A 16252-nucleotide genomic window follows, 5' to 3' on the forward strand; every position below is an offset into this window, starting at 1 on the left:
GCGCGGAACCGCGCGATCAGCAAGGACAGACGGTCAGCCGGTCGTCGGCTTGTACGCGTAGACCGTCGTCGTCACCAGGCACGGCGCGGGCGGCACGACCTCGACGCGCAGGGTGCGGCGCGCGGGGTCGTAGTCGACTCCCTCGGTCTCGAACGAGCCGGAGCAGACGCTGCGCTGCGGGACGGCGAAGAGGCTCGCCACGCGGCCGGTCACCGGCTTCCCGTCGAGCGGCCGTTCCAGGTCGACCTGGAGCACCGGCCTGTCCTCGGGCCACAGCTGCTTCGACGCGTCGTTGGAGGCGCACACCAGGCGCGTGTCGGAGACGAAGTCACAGCCCTGGATGTCGCGGACCGGCTTGTCGAGCGCGATCTGACCGGCCTGGGGGAGCGCACCGCCCGCGGGCGGGGTCGAGGAGTTGAGCAGGGGCGCGGGGAACACCTGGAGGCGGTTCTGGTCGCCCCACTCGCCGGACACCAGCCACTGGTTGTCGGGCGAGACGGCCGCGAAGGAGTTGTTGAGCTTCTCGCCCGCGTCGAGCTTGTGCTCGTACAGGTGCCGCTTACCGTCGGGCGCGGTGACGGCGAACATCTTCGACCGCGCGTCGTCGCCGCCCTGGTAGGCGTCGAAGGTGTGGCCCTCGGCGATGTCGGGGTCGCCTATGTGCCCCCAGCCCTTGATGCGCAGGTCGAGGGGGATCGAGCCCAGACCTCTGTGGAGCAGGCTGCCGTCCGCGCGGCTTGCGAGCCCCTGACTGCCGGTCAGGGAGTTGACGCGCGAGGTGCCCGACTCCTGCCAGCCACCGGGTGCCGCGGGCGCGGCCGACGCGCCGCCGCCCGTCATCACCGCCAGTGCGACGGCGCCGAACAGGGCGGTTGATGCCTTCCAGACGGTCATCTGGCGCTACCTCCGTGGGGGTCGTACGCGGATACGTACGTGGGATCGAGTCGCTGCGGCGTCATCGTACGTAACGTGAGCCCCGGTGATAACGGTCCGACGGAAGGCGGTTCGACGACATGCAGCTGACAATCCTGGGCGGGGGCGGGTTCCGCGTACCGCTCGTGTACGGGGCCCTTCTCGGCGACCGCGCCGAGGGCCGCGTCACCCACGTCGTCCTGCACGACCTGGACGCGGCACGGCTCGGCGCCGTCACCCGCGTACTCGCCGAGCAGGCCGCCGGCATCCCGGACGCGCCCACCGTCACCGCCACCACCGACCTCGACGAGGCGCTGCGCGGCGCCGACTTCGTGTTCTCCGCGATCCGTGTGGGCGGCCTCGAAGGACGTGCCGCCGACGAGCACGTCGCGCTCGCCGAGGGCGTACTCGGCCAGGAGACGGTCGGTGCGGGCGGCATCGCGTACGGTCTGCGCACCGTGCCCGTCGCCCTCGACATCGCCCGCCGCGTCGCCCGGCTCGCCCCCGACGCGTGGGTCATCAACTTCACCAACCCGGCGGGCCTGGTGACCGAGGCGATGTCCCGTCACCTCGGCAACCGCGTCATCGGCATCTGCGACTCGCCCGTCGGCCTCGGCCGCAGGGTGGCGCGCGTGCTCGGCGGCAACCCGGACGAGGCGTTCATCGACTACGTCGGCCTCAACCACCTCGGCTGGCTGCGCGGCCTGCACCTCGGCGGCCGCGACGAACTGCCGCGCCTGCTCGCCGACCCGGCGCTCCTCGGCTCCTTCGAGGAGGGCAGGCTCTTCGGCACGGACTGGCTCCAGTCGCTCGGCGCGATTCCCAACGAATACCTGCACTACTACTACTTCAACCGCGAGGCCGTACGCGCCTACCAGGAGGCCGAACAGACCCGCGGCGCCTTCCTCCGCGACCAACAGGCCCGGTTCTACGCGGAGATGGAGCGCGCGGACGCCCCCGCGCTCAAGACGTGGGACGCCACCCGTGCCGAGCGCGAGGCGACGTACATGGCGGAGAACAGGGAGGCGGCCGGGGCGGGGGAGCGGGCTGAACAGGACCTGGAGTCCGGCGGGTACGAACAGGTCGCCCTCGCCCTCATGCGAGCCGTCGCACGCGACGAACGGGCGACCCTGATCCTCAACGTCCGCAACGGCACGACCCTCGCCGCGCTCGACGCGGACGCCGTCATCGAGGTGCCGTGCTCCGTCGACGCCAACGGCGCGCACCCCATGGCGGTGTCCCCGCTCCCCGGGCACGCGACGGGGCTGGTGTGCGCGGTCAAGGCGGTCGAGCGGGAGGTGCTCGCGGCGGCGGACAGCGGTGCGTCGGCCACCGCCGTCAAGGCGTTCGCGCTGCACCCGCTGGTCGACTCCGTGGCGGTGGCACGACGCCTGGTGGACGGCTACCGGGCGGTGCACCCCGGATTGGCCTACCTGAGATGATCACCCTATGAGTCCCGTCGTCTCCATCGGTGCCGCAGCCCGCCGCCCCTGCACGCTCGTCGTGTGCCGGGGCTGCTGCTGCGGCGACGCGCGCAAGAACCCCGGCATCGACCACGACTGGCAGCTGGAGCGGCTGCGCTCCGCGGCCGCGGCGTCGCGGGGCCGGTTCACGGTGCGCACGAGCGACTGTCTGGGCCCGTGCGGCCAGGCCAATCTGGTCGTCGTCCAGCCGTCGTCCGAGGGACGCAGGCGGGGCGGCCGCGCGGCCTGGGTCGGTTTCGTCACGGACGACGAGTCGCTCGACGGGATACTCGCCTGGGCGGAGGCGGGCGGCCCGGGTATGGCGCAGCCGTCGGCGACGCTGGCGCTGCAGATGGTGGACCCGCGCGCGGTCTGATGCGGGGCCTGCCGGCTACTCGCCGACGATCTGGTCGAGGAACCCGTCGAGGTTCCGCAGCGTGCGGGCGTTCTGCTCCTCCAGCGTGAGGCTCTCCTCCATGCGGCGGGTGAGCACCGTGGTCTTCTTTCCGCGCACGTAGAGGGAGCAGGCCAGGTCCGCGCAGATGTACATGCCGACCGAGTTGCCCTGGCGGCCCGCCGCACCCGCCTTCGGGGCGACGAGCAGCGCGATGCCGGAGCCGGACTGCGGGGTCACGCAGACCGAGCAGATGCTGGACTTGAGCAGGCTCTTGCGCGCCCCCGTGGAGGCGCGCAGGGCGAAGCCCACGGGCTCGCCGTCCCGCCACGTGACCACGTAGCCGCGGTCGGGCGCCTTGGGGTCGCGCCACCCGAGGAAGTCCAGGTCGGACCAGGGAGTGTCGGCGAGGCCCGCGGGGAGAGTGAGCCGACGGGCCTCGCCCTTCGAACAGTTCACAAAGGACGCGCGGATCTCGTTCTCACTCACGGGCTGCATGGCCCGGAAGCTATCAACGACAAGCGGAACAGTCCTCTCATTTTCCGCCGGGCGCGGCCTGTCCTGGCACGGGAGCCCGCCCCGGCACGAGCGCCCCGCGGAACGACGTCGTCCGCCGGAACCGGAAGCCGAGGGACTCGTAGAGGCGGATGGCGTTCGTGTTCTGCGCCGACGTGTGCAGGAACGGCTGGTCGCCGCGCGCCTTGATGCCGTGCGCGACAGCGAGGACCAGGCGGGTCCCGAGGCCCTGCCCGCGGTGCGCGGGGTCCGTGCAGACCGCGCTGATCTCCGTCCAGCCCGGCGGGCGCAGCCGCTCCCCGGCCATCGCGACGAGGGCGCCCCCGCGCCGTATCCCGAGGTACGTGCCGAGCTCGACGGTGCGGGGCGCGAAGGGGCCCGGCTCCGTGCGGCCGACCAGGTCCAGCATCTCGGGCACGTCGTCGGGGCCGAGCCGCACGGCCTCCGGTTCCGGCGCGGTGGTGACGCCGTCGTCCACGAGCTGCACGCCGGGCACGTCGAACGTCCGCTCCCACCCGTCCGGTATCCGCACGGTCGTCGCGAGCAACGGCACCTCGGCGCCGGGCCCGGCGAGCGCGGCCAGATCGGCCCAGTCCGCGGCCGTCACGTCATCGGGCAGCGCGAGAAACGGCGACACGTCGACCGGATACCGCACGATGCGCCCCCGCCCCTCCGCGAAGTGCGCGTGCGGCCCGGTGAGGGAGGCGAGGGCGGGGTTGTCGAGGGGGTGGAGGGCGGGAGCTCCCGCGACCGCGGCGGGGCGTCCGGCCTGCTCCGGGAAGGAGGGCGTGGCCGTGCGGGCGGTTTGCGCCGTGCCCGCGGCTGTGGCTGTGCCCGCGGCACCGGCGGAGCCCGCCGCCTGCGCCGGGCGCGCTGTCTCCGCCGTGCCCCCCTCTTCCAGCAGCGTCGTCACGCCGTCACCTCGATCACCGTCTTGCCGCGTGCGTGGCCCTCCTCCACCGCGCGCAGCGCGTCGCCCGCGCGGGCGAGGGGGTACGCCGCCGTCACCTGCGGACGCAGTACGCCCGCCACGGCGAGGAGGGCGATCTCGTCCAGGACCGCCGACGTGCGGGCCCGCGCCACCGGGGCACCGCCCAGTTCGGCCACCGTCTCCTTCGCCGCCGCTGTGATCAGCTTCCGCCGGTCGGAGAGCAGCTCCGCGACCTCCGCCAGGTCCGCGCCGCCCACCAGGTCGAAGACGGCGTCGACGCGGCCGTCGGGGGCCGCCTCGCGTATGCGCTCCGCGAGGCGGGGGCCCGGCGCCACGTGCACGGCGCCGAAGGACTCGACGTACTCCTTCTTGCCCTCGCTCGCCGTGCCGACCACGCGCAGTCCGAAGTGGACGGCGATCTGGGTCGCGGCGACCCCCACGCCGCCTCCGGCACCCGTGATCAGCAGGGTCGAGCCCGCGGGCAGGTCAAGCTGGCGCAGTCCGTCGTACGCGGTCGCCGCGGCCACCGGCAGCACGGCCGCCTCGGCGAACGACAGCGCGTCCGGCTTGTGGGCGGCGATGTCGGCGGGGACCAGTGTGAACTCCGCGTATCCGCCGGTGACCGGATTGCCGAAGACCGCGTCACCGACGGCGAAGCCCTCGACACCGGCCCCGACCGCCCGTACGACCCCCGCGACCTCGCTGCCCAGCACCTCGTGACCGGCGAGCGGCGCCTGCCCCGGACGCCGCTTGCCCGCCCGCAGCTTCCAGTCGACCGGGTTGACGCCGGCCGCGCGCACCGCGACGAGCAGCTGCCCGGGCCCCGGTTCCGGTACCGGAAGGTCGAGGAAGGTCTCCACCTCCGGCCCTCCGTGCCGGGTGAACGCGTACACCTTGGGCATCTGCTTCCCTCACATCCCGCTCATCGATATGCCACCAGGGATGACCGACAAGATCCCCCGGCTATTCCCGAGGGACGGGGGACGACGGGATTGCGAGTGCTGAGAAGCGATCTCGGGGGCAGGCTGTCCGGTGAGGGCACGGACGGACAGGGAGAGGGAGAGGGCCGCGCGGTGGAGCCGACCGGTAAAAAGGAAGACGATCTGCTCGAGGGTCTCTCCGTGGACGAGGCGCGCCCGGAGCGCCCCGTGCTCCTCGACGAGGAAGGGCAGCCCCTGCAGACGTGGCGGGAGAACTACCCGTACGCGAAGAAGCTGAGCCGCGGTGTGTACGAACGGCGCAAGCGGATCCTGCAGATCGAGCTGCTCAAGCTGCAGAAGACGGTGCGCGAGAAGGGGCTGCGCATCGCGGTGCTGTGCGAGGGGCGCGACGCGGCGGGCAAGGGCGGCACGATCAAACGGTTCACCGAACGGCTGAACCCGCGCGGCGCCCGCACGGTGGCGCTGGACAAGCCCACCGAGCACGAGGCGGGCCAGTGGTACTTCCAGCGGTACGTCGCCCAGCTGCCGTCGGCCGGCGAGATCGTCTTCTTCGACCGGTCCTGGTACAACCGCGCGGGCGTCGAGCCGGTGATGGGCTTCTGCACCCCGAAAGAACACCAGCACTTCCTGGAACAGGCTCCGCAGTTCGAGAAGATGATCACCGAGGACGGGATCATCCTCATCAAGTTCTGGTTCTCCGTCTCCCGCGCGGAGCAGCGGACCCGGTTCGCGATCCGCCAGGTCGACCCGGTGCGCCAGTGGAAACTGTCCCCCACCGACATCGCCTCGCTGGACCTGTGGGACGCCTACACCTACGCGAAGGTCCAGATGTTCCGGGCCACGGACGCCCCGCACGCCCCGTGGACCGTCGTGAAGACGAACGACAAGCGGCGCGGCCGCCTCGAAGCCATGCGCCACCTCCTGCTCCAGCTCGACTACGAAGCGAAGGACACGGAGGCCGTCGGCAAGGCCGACCCCCTGATCATCGGCCCCGCCAACACGCTCCTCGAACCGGGCGAGGACCCCACGGACCTGTCGCCGAGCAAGCTCGCGGACAAGGACCGGGGGCCCGGCCAGCACCCTGGCACGTGACCTCGCGGCGTGGCCGCCCCAGGTCGTTAAAGCCCCACGGCCCCGTCGATCCGCTCCCGCAGCAGATCGGCGTGGCCGTTGTGGCGGGCGTACTCCTGGACCAGGTGCAGCAGCACCCAGCGCAGCGACACCGTGCCGAACAGCGGGCTTCGCCCCTCGACGTCGAGGTCGGGCGCCTGGGCCACGAACTTCTCGGCGAACTCCACCTCGGCCCGCCACGCCTCCCAGGCCGCGGCGATCGCGCCCGGCTCCGCCACCGCTCCGTCGAAGTCCTCGTCGGCGTTCTCGGGGGTGGGGTAGAGGGGCGTCACGTCCTGACCGGCGAGGGCCATCCGGAACCAGCGGCGCTCCACGTCGGTGAGATGCCGGACCAGGCCGAGCAGCGACAGTGCGGAGGGTGCGACGGCCCGGTCGGCCAACTCGGCTTCAAGACCGCGGCACTTGACCTCCAGGGTCTCGCGCTGGGACCGCACGAAGTAGATGAGCATGGCCCGTTCGTCGCCGGTGGTGACCGATCCGAAGCGAGGGTCCGGCTTTTCGCCCGTGAAGAAGACGGCTCGTCTGCGTGTAGTCATGCCCCCATCATCGGCCTTGCACGGGGCCGCGTTCACGCAGCCCCTGGTACAGCGCGCCGACCAGGTGGACGCTGCGCAGGTCCTCGCCCGATGTGCCCGCGCCCATGCGGTTCATCGTGTACGCGTACGACACACCGTTCTCCGGGTCGGCGAAGGCGTACGACCCGCCGGCGCCGCCGTGCCCGAACGCCCGCGGGTTGGGGCCCGCCTGCCCGTACTGGTTGAGCATGTAGCCGAGGCCCCACGGCCACGTCTCGGCGAGCGGGGTGCCCACCCGCAGGACGAGGTCCGGTTCGTCGCCGTCGCCCTGGCAGGTGCGCAACCGCTCCACGGCGCCCGGCGAGAGAAGTCGGCCGCACGCCAACTCCGCGTACACCGCGGCGATTCCGCGCGCGGTGGCGTGGCCGTTGGCGGCGGGGATCTCCGCACACCGGTAGGCCGCGGCGTTCACGTCGCCGAGCGGCAGGTACTGGAGCGCGAGGGTGGCCGGTGCCATCGGGTGGTCCGACAGGCCGGCGACGGGCGGCTTCGGCACGTCGCCGAACACCGTGCGCGAGGACGAGGACGAGTGCGACGGGGAGGCGGGCGGGGCCTCACGGGCCCCCGGCGCCTCACGAGCCCGCGCCGCCTCACGGGTCCCCGGCGCCTCACGGGAGACCGGCGGCGCCATGTCCGCGCACCGCCCGTGTTCGCTCTCCGGCGTGCCCACATGGACATCGGCGCCCAGCGGTCCGGTCACCTCGGTGCGCAGGAACGTCCCGAGCGAGACCCCCGTGATCCGCCGGACGACCTCGCCGACCAGGAACCCGAACGTCACCGCGTGGTAGCCCTGCGCGGTGCCGGGCCGCCACCACGGCCGCGTCGCCGCCAGCGCCTCCGTCACCTCCTCCCAGTCGTACACCGCCCCCGGCGCCATCGGCTCGCCCGGCGCGATGAGCCCGGCCCGGTGGCTGAGCAGCCAGCGCACCGGGATGTCGGCCTTCCCGGCCGCGGCGAACTCGGGCCAGTAGCGTGCGACCGGCGCGTCCAGGTCCAACTCGCCGCGGTCCACCAGGAGGTGGGCGCAGAGCGCCGTCATCCCCTTGGTCGTGGAGTAGACGTTGACCAGGGTGTCCCGCTCCCAGGGGCGGGTGCCGTCCCGGTCCGCGTCACCGCCCCACAGGTCGACGACGAGCTCACCGCCGACGGTGGCCGCGACGGCCGCCCCGAGCTCGCCGCGCTCGGCGAAGCTCCGTTCGAGCTCCGCCCGCACGCCTTCGAAGCCGGGGGCGCAGGTGCCGTGGACGCGCACAGTCATGCCGTGCATGGTTGCCCACGGCACCTAACTCCGCAAGGTGCCCGCGGCTGCGCCCGGCGGAAATCCCCCCGGGGCGCCCCTACAGCCACTCGTGGTATCGCCGGATGTACCAGCCCTTCACCGCCTGCGTGAGCGCGCAGTACGCGAGCAGCGTTCCGGCCAGCCACGGGAAGTAGCTCATCGGCAGCGGCTCCATCGACAGCGCGCCGGCCAGCGGTGAGAACGGCAGCCAGAGACCGAAGAGCATCACCGCGCCGGTCATCACCAGGACCGGCAGCGACGCGCGGGACCGGACGAACGGGATCTTCCGGGTGCGGATCATGTGCACGATGAGGGTCTGGGACAGCAGGCCCTCCACGAACCAGCCCGTCTGGAACAGCGTCTGTTCCGCGGGGGAGTCGGCCCCGAAGACGTGCCACAGAACGAGGAACGTGGTGATGTCGAAGACCGAGCTGACCGGGCCGACCCGGACCATGAACCGGCCGATGCCCCCCGCGTCCCAGGCCCGCGGCTTCTTCAGGTACTCCTTGTCCATGCGGTCCCACGGGATCGCGAGCTGGCTGATGTCATAGCAGAGGTTCTGCACCAGGAGGTGGATGGCGAGCATCGGCTGGAAGGGGATGAAGGCCGAGGCGACCAGGACCGAGAAGACGTTCCCGAAGTTCGACGACGCCGTCATCTTGATGTACTTGATGGTGTTGCCGAACGTCTGACGGCCCATCAACACGCCCTGCTCCAGGACCATCAGGTCCTTCTTCAGGAGGATGATGTCGGCGGACTCCTTCGCGATGTCCACCGCTGTGTCGACGGAGACGCCCACGTCCGCCTCGCGCAGCGCCGCCGCGTCGTTGATGCCGTCCCCGAGGAAGCCGACCGTGTGCCCGTCGGCCTTCAGGGCGCGCACGATCCGCGCCTTCTGGACCGGGTTGACCTTCGCGAACACCGTGGTCGTACGGGCCAGTCGGATCAGCTCGACGTCGTCGACCAGGTCGACCGTGGCGCCCGTGACCAGCTCCCCGGTGTCCAGGCCGACGTCGGCGCAGACGCGCCCGGCGACCAGTTCGTTGTCGCCGGTGACGACCTTGACGGCGACGCCGTTCTCGGCGAGCGCGCGCAGGGCGGCCGCCGCGTCCTTCTTCGGCGGGTCGAGGAAGGCCAGGAACCCGACGAGCGTCAGCTCCGTCTCGTCGGCCACCGAGTAGGTCTCGCGCTCGGCGGCGTCGGGGTCGACGGGGAAGGTGCGGGTGGCGACCGCGAGGACCCGCAGGCCCTCCCGGTTGTGGCGGTCGGTGAGGTCCGTGACGTGGGCCCGCAGCTCAGGAGTGAGCTCGACGCGCTCACCGCGGTCCATGACGTGGCAGCACCGGTCGAGGACCTCCTCGACCGCGCCCTTGGTGATGAGGGTGTGCTCGAAGACGGGTCCCGCGAGTTCGTTGCGGCGCAGGACGACGGACATGCGGCGGCGTGCGAAGTCGAAGGGGATCTCGTCGATCATCGTGAAGAGACGGTCGACGACAACCTCCTCGGCCTCGTCGACCCGGTCGACGACCGCCTGGTCCATGAGGTTGCGCAGCCCCGTCTGGAAGTGGGAGTTCAGATACGCGTACTCCAGCACCTCGCGGTCCTCCTCGCCGCGCGGTCCGAGGCAGCGGTCCAGGACGATGCGGTCCTCGGTGAGCGTGCCCGTCTTGTCGGTGCACAGGACGTCCATCGCGCCGAGGTTCTGGATCGCGTTGAGCTGCTTGACGACGACTTGGTGCCGGGACATCGCGACGGCGCCGCGCGCCAGGTTCGCCGAGACGACCATCGGCAGCATCTCGGGCGTGAGACCGACCGCCACGGAGATCGAGAACAACAGCGCCTGGTCCCAGTCGCCCTTGGTGAAGCCGTTGATCGCGAAGACGACCGGGACCATCACCAGCATGAAGCGGATGAGCAGGAAGCTGACCCGGCGTACGCCGACGTCGAACGCGGTCTGCGGGCGGTCGCCGGTCAGCGCGCCCGCCATGGAACCGAAGTAGGTGTGCGCGCCGGTCGCGACGGCCACGCCGGTCGCCGTGCCGGACGTCACCGACGTGCCCATCAGGCAGAGGTTGTCGGCCTCCACGGGGTCGGTGGTGGTCCGCTGGCCCAGGTCGTGGGCGCGCGTGTCGGCCTTCGCGACGGGCAGCGACTCGCCGGACAGCGCGGCCTGGCTCACCATCAGGTCCTTGGCGGTGAGCAGCCGAAGGTCGGCGGGGACCAGGTCGCCGGCGGCGAGCCGCACGAGATCGCCGGGGACGACCTGCGCCATCGGGATCTCTTCGGTGTCCGCGGTCTCGCTCCGGCGCCGCTGGACGGCGCAGGACGTCGTGACCAGCTTCTTCAGCGCCTCGGCCGACCGGGAGGAGCGGAACTCCTGCCAGAACCGGAGCAGCGCGCTGATCAGCACCATGGAAGTGAGGATGTAGACGCCGGGGTCGGCGGGGTCCTGCCAGTACATGACGGCCGCGAGCACGACGAGCACCCCGATGAAGGGGTTCCGGAAGGATTTGGCGAGCTGCACGGTCCAGTGCGGTGCGCGCTCGTGCGCGACGGTGTTCTCGCCGTACCGCTGGATGCGCTCGAGGACCTGGTCCTGACGCAGGCCGCGGGACGTGGTGTTGAGCTCGCGCAGGACGTCGCGGGCGGGGAGCGCGCTGAGTTCGGCGAGCCGGGCGCCGGCCTCGCGGGTGCGGGCGTCCAGTTCGGCGGCCTTGCGGGTACGGGGAGCGGGACGGGGGTTCTCGCCTGGCGGGGCCAGGCGTACCTGGGGAATCAGCTTGTTCATGGCAGACCTCCCTCCGTGCGGGGCATGACGAGGCAGACCCGGGCACGAGGACGTGGGTGTGTGTGAATACGGGGTGAAGAAATTTCCCGGCCGTCGCGGGCGCGGCGCGACGTGGACATGAGGCGTCGCCGTCATGGCCGCGGCGCGGCGGAGCAGGAATGATGCACGGGAAACGGCGGCGGGAACGCCTCGGAGGCGGCGGCGCAGAGTGGCCGAAACCTACGGGAAACGAACAGCGGCCACGGGAGGGCGGCTGTCAGCTGCGGAGCGCAGCCTCAGAGAAGATCACCGTCGACGCAAGGACTTCCTTCGGGACTCATCCCGAACACCTCCTTGCGATCGCGGGACGAAGTGGAACGCACCGCCGGACGGTGCACGGCCAAGTGAGTCACGCGCATTCCCCTATGTCAAATATGGGACCTTCGCCCTGAATGCCCGGGACTTGTGTCCTGCCCACCAAGGGTTGGACTTCTCTTCACACGCCCGTCACAGCCCCTTCCGCAGCGCTTGCTCCCCTTGGCACACTTCACCCCGCTCGCGTCCCCCACAAAACACGAGGTCGGAATAGTCATGCCTGAACTCAATCGGCGCCGCTTCATGCAGCTGGCCGGCGGCACCGCGACGTTCGCCATGCTCAACCAGAGCATCGCCCGCGCCGCGTCCCTCCCCGCCAGGCGCGCCACCGGCACCATCAAGGACGTCGAGCACGTCGTGGTGCTCATGCAGGAGAACCGCTCCTTCGACCACTACTTCGGCAAGCTGAAGGGCGTCCGCGGCTTCGGCGACCCGCGCCCGGTGACCCTGCCCAGCGGCAAGCCGGTCTGGCACCAGGCGAACGGCGGCAGGGAAGTGCTGCCGTTCCACCCGGACGCCGACAACCTCGGCATGCAGTTCATCGCGGGCCTCGACCACGACTGGGCCGGCGGCCACAAGGCGTTCAACAACGGCGCGTACGACCAGTGGATCCCCGCCAAGTCCGAGCGCACGATGGCCTACCTGGAGCGGAACGACATCCCGTTCCACTACGCGCTCGCCGACGCCTTCACGGTCTGCGACGACTACCACTGTTCGTTCATGGGCGCGACCGACCCCAACCGCTACTACATGCTCACCGGGCACGTCGGAAACGACGGCAAGGGCGGCGGCCCGGTCCTCGGCAACCAGGAGGCGGGGTACGACTGGACGACGTACGCCGAGCGCCTGGAGCAGGCGGGCGTGAGCTGGAAGGTCTACCAGGACATCGGTGACGGTCTGGACGCGGCCGGACACTGGGGCTGGATCAACGACGCCTACCGCGGCAACTACGGCGACAACTCGCTCCTCTACTTCAACAAGTACCGCAACGCCAAGCCCGGCGACCCGCTCCACGACAAGGCCCGCACGGGCACCAACGCCAAGGCGGGCGACGGGTACTTCGACATCCTCACGGCCGACGTGAAGGCGGACAGGCTCCCGCAGGTCTCCTACATCGCCTGCCCGGAGGCCTTCACCGAGCACCCCAACTGGCCCGTGAACTACGGCGCCTGGTACATCGCCCAGGTCCTGGACGCGCTCACCTCCAACCCGGCGGTGTGGGCGAAGACGGCACTGTTCATCACCTACGACGAGAACGACGGCTACTTCGACCACATCGTCCCGCCGTACGTGCCGAAGGACGCCAACCAGGGCAAGTCCACCGTCGACACCACCCTCGACTACTTCCCGGGCAACGCCTCCTACGCGGCCGGGCACTACGGACTCGGCCAGCGCGTCCCGATGATCGTCGTCTCACCGTGGAGCACCGGCGGCTTCGTGAACTCCGAGGTCTTCGACCACACGTCGATCATCCGCTTCATGGAGAGGCGCTTCGGCGTCAAGGAGCCCAACATCTCGCCGTGGCGCCGCGCGATCTGCGGCGACCTGACGTCCGCGTTCGACTTCAGCGGCAAGGACACCGACCCGGCCGAGCTCCCCGACACCGCCGGCTACGAGCCGCCGGACAACAAGCGCCACCCCGACTACGTGCCCAAGGCACCCGCCAATCCGGCCCTGCCCAAGCAGGAGCGCGGCTCCCGGCCCGCCCGCCCGCTGCCGTACGCGCCACTCGTGGACGGCGCCGCGGACCCCGTCGCCGGAAAGTTCACGCTCACGTTCAGCGGCGGCGCCAAGGCCGGTGTCTGCTTCCACGTGCGGTCCGCCAACCGCACCGACGGCCCCTGGACGTACACCACGGAGGCGGGCAAGTCGCTCTCCGACACCTGGAACTCGAAGTACTCCAAGGACACCTACGACCTCTCCGTCTTCGGCCCCAACGGCTTCCTGCGCACCTTCAAGGGCCCCGGCAAGAAGGCGGGCCCCGAGGTCGTCGCCCGCCACGACGGCACCACGGGCAACATCAAACTGACCCTGAAGAACGCGGGCAGCACGGATGTGAACCTCACGGTGACCAACGCCTACGGCGGCGCGGGGCAGACCTTCAAGGTCAAGGCAGGATCCTCCGTCCAGCACACCGTCGACCTGCGGGCCACCAAGCGCTGGTACGACCTGACGGTGAAGTCCGACGCGGACGCGGGATTCCTGCGGCGCCTCGCCGGTCACGTGGAGACCGGCGCGGCGGGCGTCAGCGACCCGGCGATCCGCACTGTCTGAGGCCGGACCACCGTCTGACATCTGACATCGAGAAAAAGGGGGCGCCTGCACTCGGCGCGCCTGGATAGCATCCAGAGGCATGGCAGACACCCATCGCCGTGCAGGCGTCCCCGAGAAGCCCGTCCTCGACGGGCTCGAAGAGAAGTGGTCTCGGCGATGGGACGAGTCGGGCGTATTCGCCTTCGACCGCTCGAAGACCCGGGACGAGATCTTCTCCATCGACACGCCGCCGCCCACCATCAGCGGCTCGCTCCACGTCGGCCACGTCTTCTCGTACACGCACACCGACACGATCGCCCGCTACCAGCGCATGCGCGGCAAGGAAGTCTTCTATCCCATGGGATGGGACGACAACGGTCTGCCGACGGAACGCCGGGTCCAGAACCACTTCGGCGTCCGCTGCGACCTCGCCCTGCCGCACGACCCGGACTTCACCCCGCCCGAGAAGCCGGGCCGACATCAAACGCCCGTCTCCCGCCGGAACTTCATCGAGCTGTGCGAGCGGCTCACCGGCGAGGACGAGAAGGTCTTCGAGGAACTGTGGCGGCGCCTCGGGCTCTCCGTCGACTGGTCGCACGGCTACCGGACCATCGACGCGGACGCGCGCGCCGCCTCGCAGCACGCGTTCCTGGAGGGCCTGGAGCGCGGTGACGCCTACCTCGCGCAGGCGCCCACCCTCTGGGACGTCACCTTCCGCACGGCGGTCGCGCAGGCCGAACTGGAGGACAGGGAACGGACCGCCGCGTACCACAAGCTCCGCTTCCGGGCCGCGGACGGCCACGCCGTCCTCATCGAGACGACACGACCCGAACTCCTGCCCGCCTGCGTCGCTTTGGTCGCCCACCCCGACGACGAGCGCCACCAGGACCTGTTCGGCACGACCGTCCGCTCCCCGCTCCTCGACGTCGAGGTCCCCGTCCTCTCCCACCCCCTCGCGATGCCCGGCAAGGGCACGGGGCTCGCGATGGTCTGCACGTTCGGCGACACGACCGACGTGACCTGGTGGCGCGAACTGCGGCTCGACACGCGGCCGGTCATCGGCTGGGACGGCCGCTTCCTCGCCGATCCGCCGGCCGGCGTCGAGTCCCCGGCCGCCGTCGCCGCGTACGCGCGGCTCGCGGGCGCCACCGCGCACACCGCCCGGGAACGGATCGTCGGGATGCTGCGCGAGAGCGGTGACCTGCTCGGCGAGCCGCGCCCCGTCACCCACGCGGTCAAGTTCTTCGAGAAGGGCGACAAGCCCCTGGAGATCGTCACGACCCGCCAGTGGTACGTCCGCAACGGCGGCCGCGACGCCGCCCTGCGCGACCGGCTCCTGGCCCGCGGCGCCGAACTCGCCTGGCATCCGCCGCACATGCGGGTCCGGTACGAGAACTGGGTCGGCGGCCTCAACGGCGACTGGCTGATCAGCCGCCAGCGGTTCTTCGGCGTCCCGATCCCCGTCTGGTACCCGCTGGACGCGTCCGGGCAGCCCGACCACAACCGCCCCCTCGTCCCCGACCGGTCCGCCCTGCCCGTCGACCCGAGCACCGACACCCCGCCCGGATACGAAGCGGCACAGCGCGGCGTCCCGCACGGCTTCGCCGGCGACCCGGACGTCATGGACACCTGGGCCACGTCGTCCCTCACCCCGCAGATCGCCGGGAAGTGGCGCTCCGACCCCGACCTGTTCGCGCGGGTCTTCCCGATGGACCTGCGGCCCCAGTCCCACGAGATCATCCGCACCTGGCTGTTCGCCGCGGTCCTGCGCGCCCACACCGGGCACGACACGCTGCCCTGGAGGCACGCGGCGATCTCCGGCTGGATCCTGGACCCCGACCGCAAGAAGATGTCCAAGACCAAGGGCAACGTGGTCACTCCCGGCCATCTCCTGAAGCAGTACGGCTCGGACGCGGTCCGCTACTGGGCGGCGAGCGGGCGGCCCGGCACGGACACGGCGTTCGACACCGGCCAGATGAAGATCGGCCGCAGGCTCGCGACGAAGCTCCTGAACGTCGGCAGGTTCGTCCTGAGCCTCGGCGAAGCCGGGGCGGGGGACGGGGCCGCCGTCACGGAGCCGCTCGACCGGGCGCTGCTCGCCGTCCTCGCGTCGACCGTCGACGAGGCCACCGCGGCCTTCGAGAGCTTCGACTACGCCCGCGCCCTGGAGCGCACGGAGCAGCTCTTCTGGCACTTCTGCGACGACTACGTCGAACTGGTCAAGGCCCGCGCGTACGGCGACCACGGCGACGCCGCCGCGGCGGACTCCGCACGGGCCGCGCTCCGTACGGCGCTCGACGTCCTCCTCCGCCTCTTCGCGCCGGTCCTGCCGTTCGTCACGGAGGAGGTCCGGTCGTGGTGGAAGGAGGGCTCGGTCCACCGCGCGCCGTGGCCGGACGGCGCGGAGCTGCGACGGCACGCGGGCGACGCGGCGGTCCTCACGACGGCGTCGGAAGCCATCGCCGCGATGCGCAGGGCGAAGTCGCAGGCGCGCCTGTCGATGCGCACGGAGGTCGCGGGGGCGACGGTGACGGCACCGCGCGCGACGCTGGACCACTTCGCGGCGGCGGAGGGCGACGTGCGGGCGGCGGGGCGGATCGGCGCGGTGGAGCTGCGGGAGGGGGAGGGCTCGTTGCGGGTGGAGGTCACGTGGTGACGTCGGACGCGAATCGGCGGATACCGGCCGACGCCGGTCCGGGTTGAGTCGGACATAAC

The 16252-nt window shown here is 71.3% G+C and carries 12 protein-coding genes; 5 read left to right on the plus strand and 7 right to left on the minus strand.

All coding sequences use genetic code 11. The features are described from left to right. Positions 1–33: 33 nt before the first annotated feature. Complete coding sequence (locus tag DEJ47_RS32590) at positions 34–894, minus strand: hypothetical protein (RefSeq protein ID WP_150174361.1); 861 nt, start codon at positions 892–894, stop codon at positions 34–36. A gap of 119 nt (positions 895–1013) precedes the next feature. Between DEJ47_RS32590 and DEJ47_RS32595 the strand changes: the two genes are divergently transcribed. Then, entirely contained in the window at positions 1014–2354 is a 1341-nt protein-coding gene (locus DEJ47_RS32595) for a 6-phospho-beta-glucosidase (RefSeq protein WP_161238017.1), read from the plus strand. Between the two features lie 7 nt (positions 2355–2361). Then, positions 2362–2751 carry a (2Fe-2S) ferredoxin domain-containing protein gene (locus DEJ47_RS32600; RefSeq protein WP_150174365.1) on the plus strand — a complete coding sequence of 130 codons (390 nt, stop codon included), beginning with the start codon at positions 2362–2364 and terminating at the stop codon, positions 2749–2751. A gap of 15 nt (positions 2752–2766) precedes the next feature. Here the strand turns inward: DEJ47_RS32600 and DEJ47_RS32605 are convergent, their stop codons facing one another. Genes DEJ47_RS32605 through DEJ47_RS32615 form a run of 3 tightly spaced genes read right to left on the minus strand, consistent with a single transcriptional unit; the run spans position 2767 to position 5118 of the window. Further along, positions 2767–3267, minus strand: coding sequence for an FBP domain-containing protein (locus tag DEJ47_RS32605; protein ID WP_150174368.1), 501 nt, complete (start codon positions 3265–3267; stop codon positions 2767–2769). 37 nt (positions 3268–3304) lie between these two features. After that, positions 3305–4198, minus strand: a complete 894-nt coding sequence (locus tag DEJ47_RS32610; RefSeq protein ID WP_223828580.1) for a GNAT family N-acetyltransferase — start codon at positions 4196–4198, stop codon at positions 3305–3307. Continuing rightward, complete coding sequence (locus DEJ47_RS32615; RefSeq protein WP_150174371.1) at positions 4195–5118, minus strand: NADP-dependent oxidoreductase; 924 nt, start codon at positions 5116–5118, stop codon at positions 4195–4197. The genes DEJ47_RS32610 and DEJ47_RS32615 overlap by 4 nt, the downstream gene beginning before the upstream one ends. Before the next feature lie 171 nt (positions 5119–5289). Between DEJ47_RS32615 and ppk2 the strand changes: the two genes are divergently transcribed. Continuing rightward, the gene (ppk2, locus tag DEJ47_RS32620; protein ID WP_150176026.1) at positions 5290–6249 is read left to right on the plus strand and encodes a polyphosphate kinase 2; all 960 of its coding nucleotides are present in this window, start codon (positions 5290–5292) and stop codon (positions 6247–6249) included. Between the two features lie 26 nt (positions 6250–6275). On the opposite strand, the gene DEJ47_RS32625 is transcribed toward ppk2, so the two are convergent. The 3 genes from DEJ47_RS32625 to mgtA form a co-directional block, all read right to left on the minus strand. Then, a complete protein-coding gene (locus tag DEJ47_RS32625; RefSeq protein ID WP_150174374.1) occupies positions 6276–6824 on the minus strand; it encodes a DinB family protein in 549 nt (182 codons plus the stop codon). Positions 6825–6831: 7 nt separating this feature from the next. After that, positions 6832–8121 (minus strand): serine hydrolase domain-containing protein, encoded by a 1290-nt coding sequence (locus tag DEJ47_RS32630; RefSeq protein ID WP_223828581.1) that lies wholly within the window; start codon positions 8119–8121, stop codon positions 6832–6834. A gap of 79 nt (positions 8122–8200) precedes the next feature. Beyond that, on the minus strand, positions 8201–10930 hold the full coding sequence (gene mgtA / locus DEJ47_RS32635) for a magnesium-translocating P-type ATPase (protein ID WP_150174381.1): 2730 nt from the start codon (positions 10928–10930) through the stop codon (positions 8201–8203). A gap of 570 nt (positions 10931–11500) precedes the next feature. Here mgtA and DEJ47_RS32640 point away from each other — a divergent pair. Beyond that, complete coding sequence (locus tag DEJ47_RS32640) at positions 11501–13558, plus strand: phosphocholine-specific phospholipase C (RefSeq protein WP_150174384.1); 2058 nt, start codon at positions 11501–11503, stop codon at positions 13556–13558. Between the two features lie 79 nt (positions 13559–13637). Then, entirely contained in the window at positions 13638–16193 is a 2556-nt protein-coding gene (valS, locus tag DEJ47_RS32645) for a valine--tRNA ligase (protein ID WP_150174386.1), read from the plus strand. Positions 16194–16252 lie beyond the last annotated feature (59 nt).

This window comes from Streptomyces venezuelae (assembly GCF_008642355.1).
Classification (GTDB): domain Bacteria; phylum Actinomycetota; class Actinomycetes; order Streptomycetales; family Streptomycetaceae; genus Streptomyces; species Streptomyces venezuelae_B.

What these genes read in the sequence shown, in the direction of transcription:
- DEJ47_RS32590 (WP_150174361.1), bottom strand. Translation starts at nt 894, where the DNA reads ATGACCGTCTGGAAGGCATCAACCGCCCTGTTCGGCGCCGTCGCACTG.
- DEJ47_RS32595 (WP_161238017.1), top strand. Translation starts at nt 1,014, where the DNA reads ATGCAGCTGACAATCCTGGGCGGGGGCGGGTTCCGCGTACCGCTCGTG.
- DEJ47_RS32600 (WP_150174365.1), top strand. Translation starts at nt 2,362, where the DNA reads ATGAGTCCCGTCGTCTCCATCGGTGCCGCAGCCCGCCGCCCCTGCACG.
- DEJ47_RS32605 (WP_150174368.1), bottom strand. Translation starts at nt 3,267, where the DNA reads ATGCAGCCCGTGAGTGAGAACGAGATCCGCGCGTCCTTTGTGAACTGT.
- DEJ47_RS32615 (WP_150174371.1), bottom strand. Translation starts at nt 5,118, where the DNA reads ATGCCCAAGGTGTACGCGTTCACCCGGCACGGAGGGCCGGAGGTGGAG.
- DEJ47_RS32625 (WP_150174374.1), bottom strand. Translation starts at nt 6,824, where the DNA reads ATGACTACACGCAGACGAGCCGTCTTCTTCACGGGCGAAAAGCCGGAC.
- DEJ47_RS32630 (WP_223828581.1), bottom strand. Translation starts at nt 8,121, where the DNA reads ATGACTGTGCGCGTCCACGGCACCTGCGCCCCCGGCTTCGAAGGCGTG.
- mgtA (WP_150174381.1), bottom strand. Translation starts at nt 10,930, where the DNA reads ATGAACAAGCTGATTCCCCAGGTACGCCTGGCCCCGCCAGGCGAGAAC.
- DEJ47_RS32640 (WP_150174384.1), top strand. Translation starts at nt 11,501, where the DNA reads ATGCCTGAACTCAATCGGCGCCGCTTCATGCAGCTGGCCGGCGGCACC.
- valS (WP_150174386.1), top strand. Translation starts at nt 13,638, where the DNA reads ATGGCAGACACCCATCGCCGTGCAGGCGTCCCCGAGAAGCCCGTCCTC.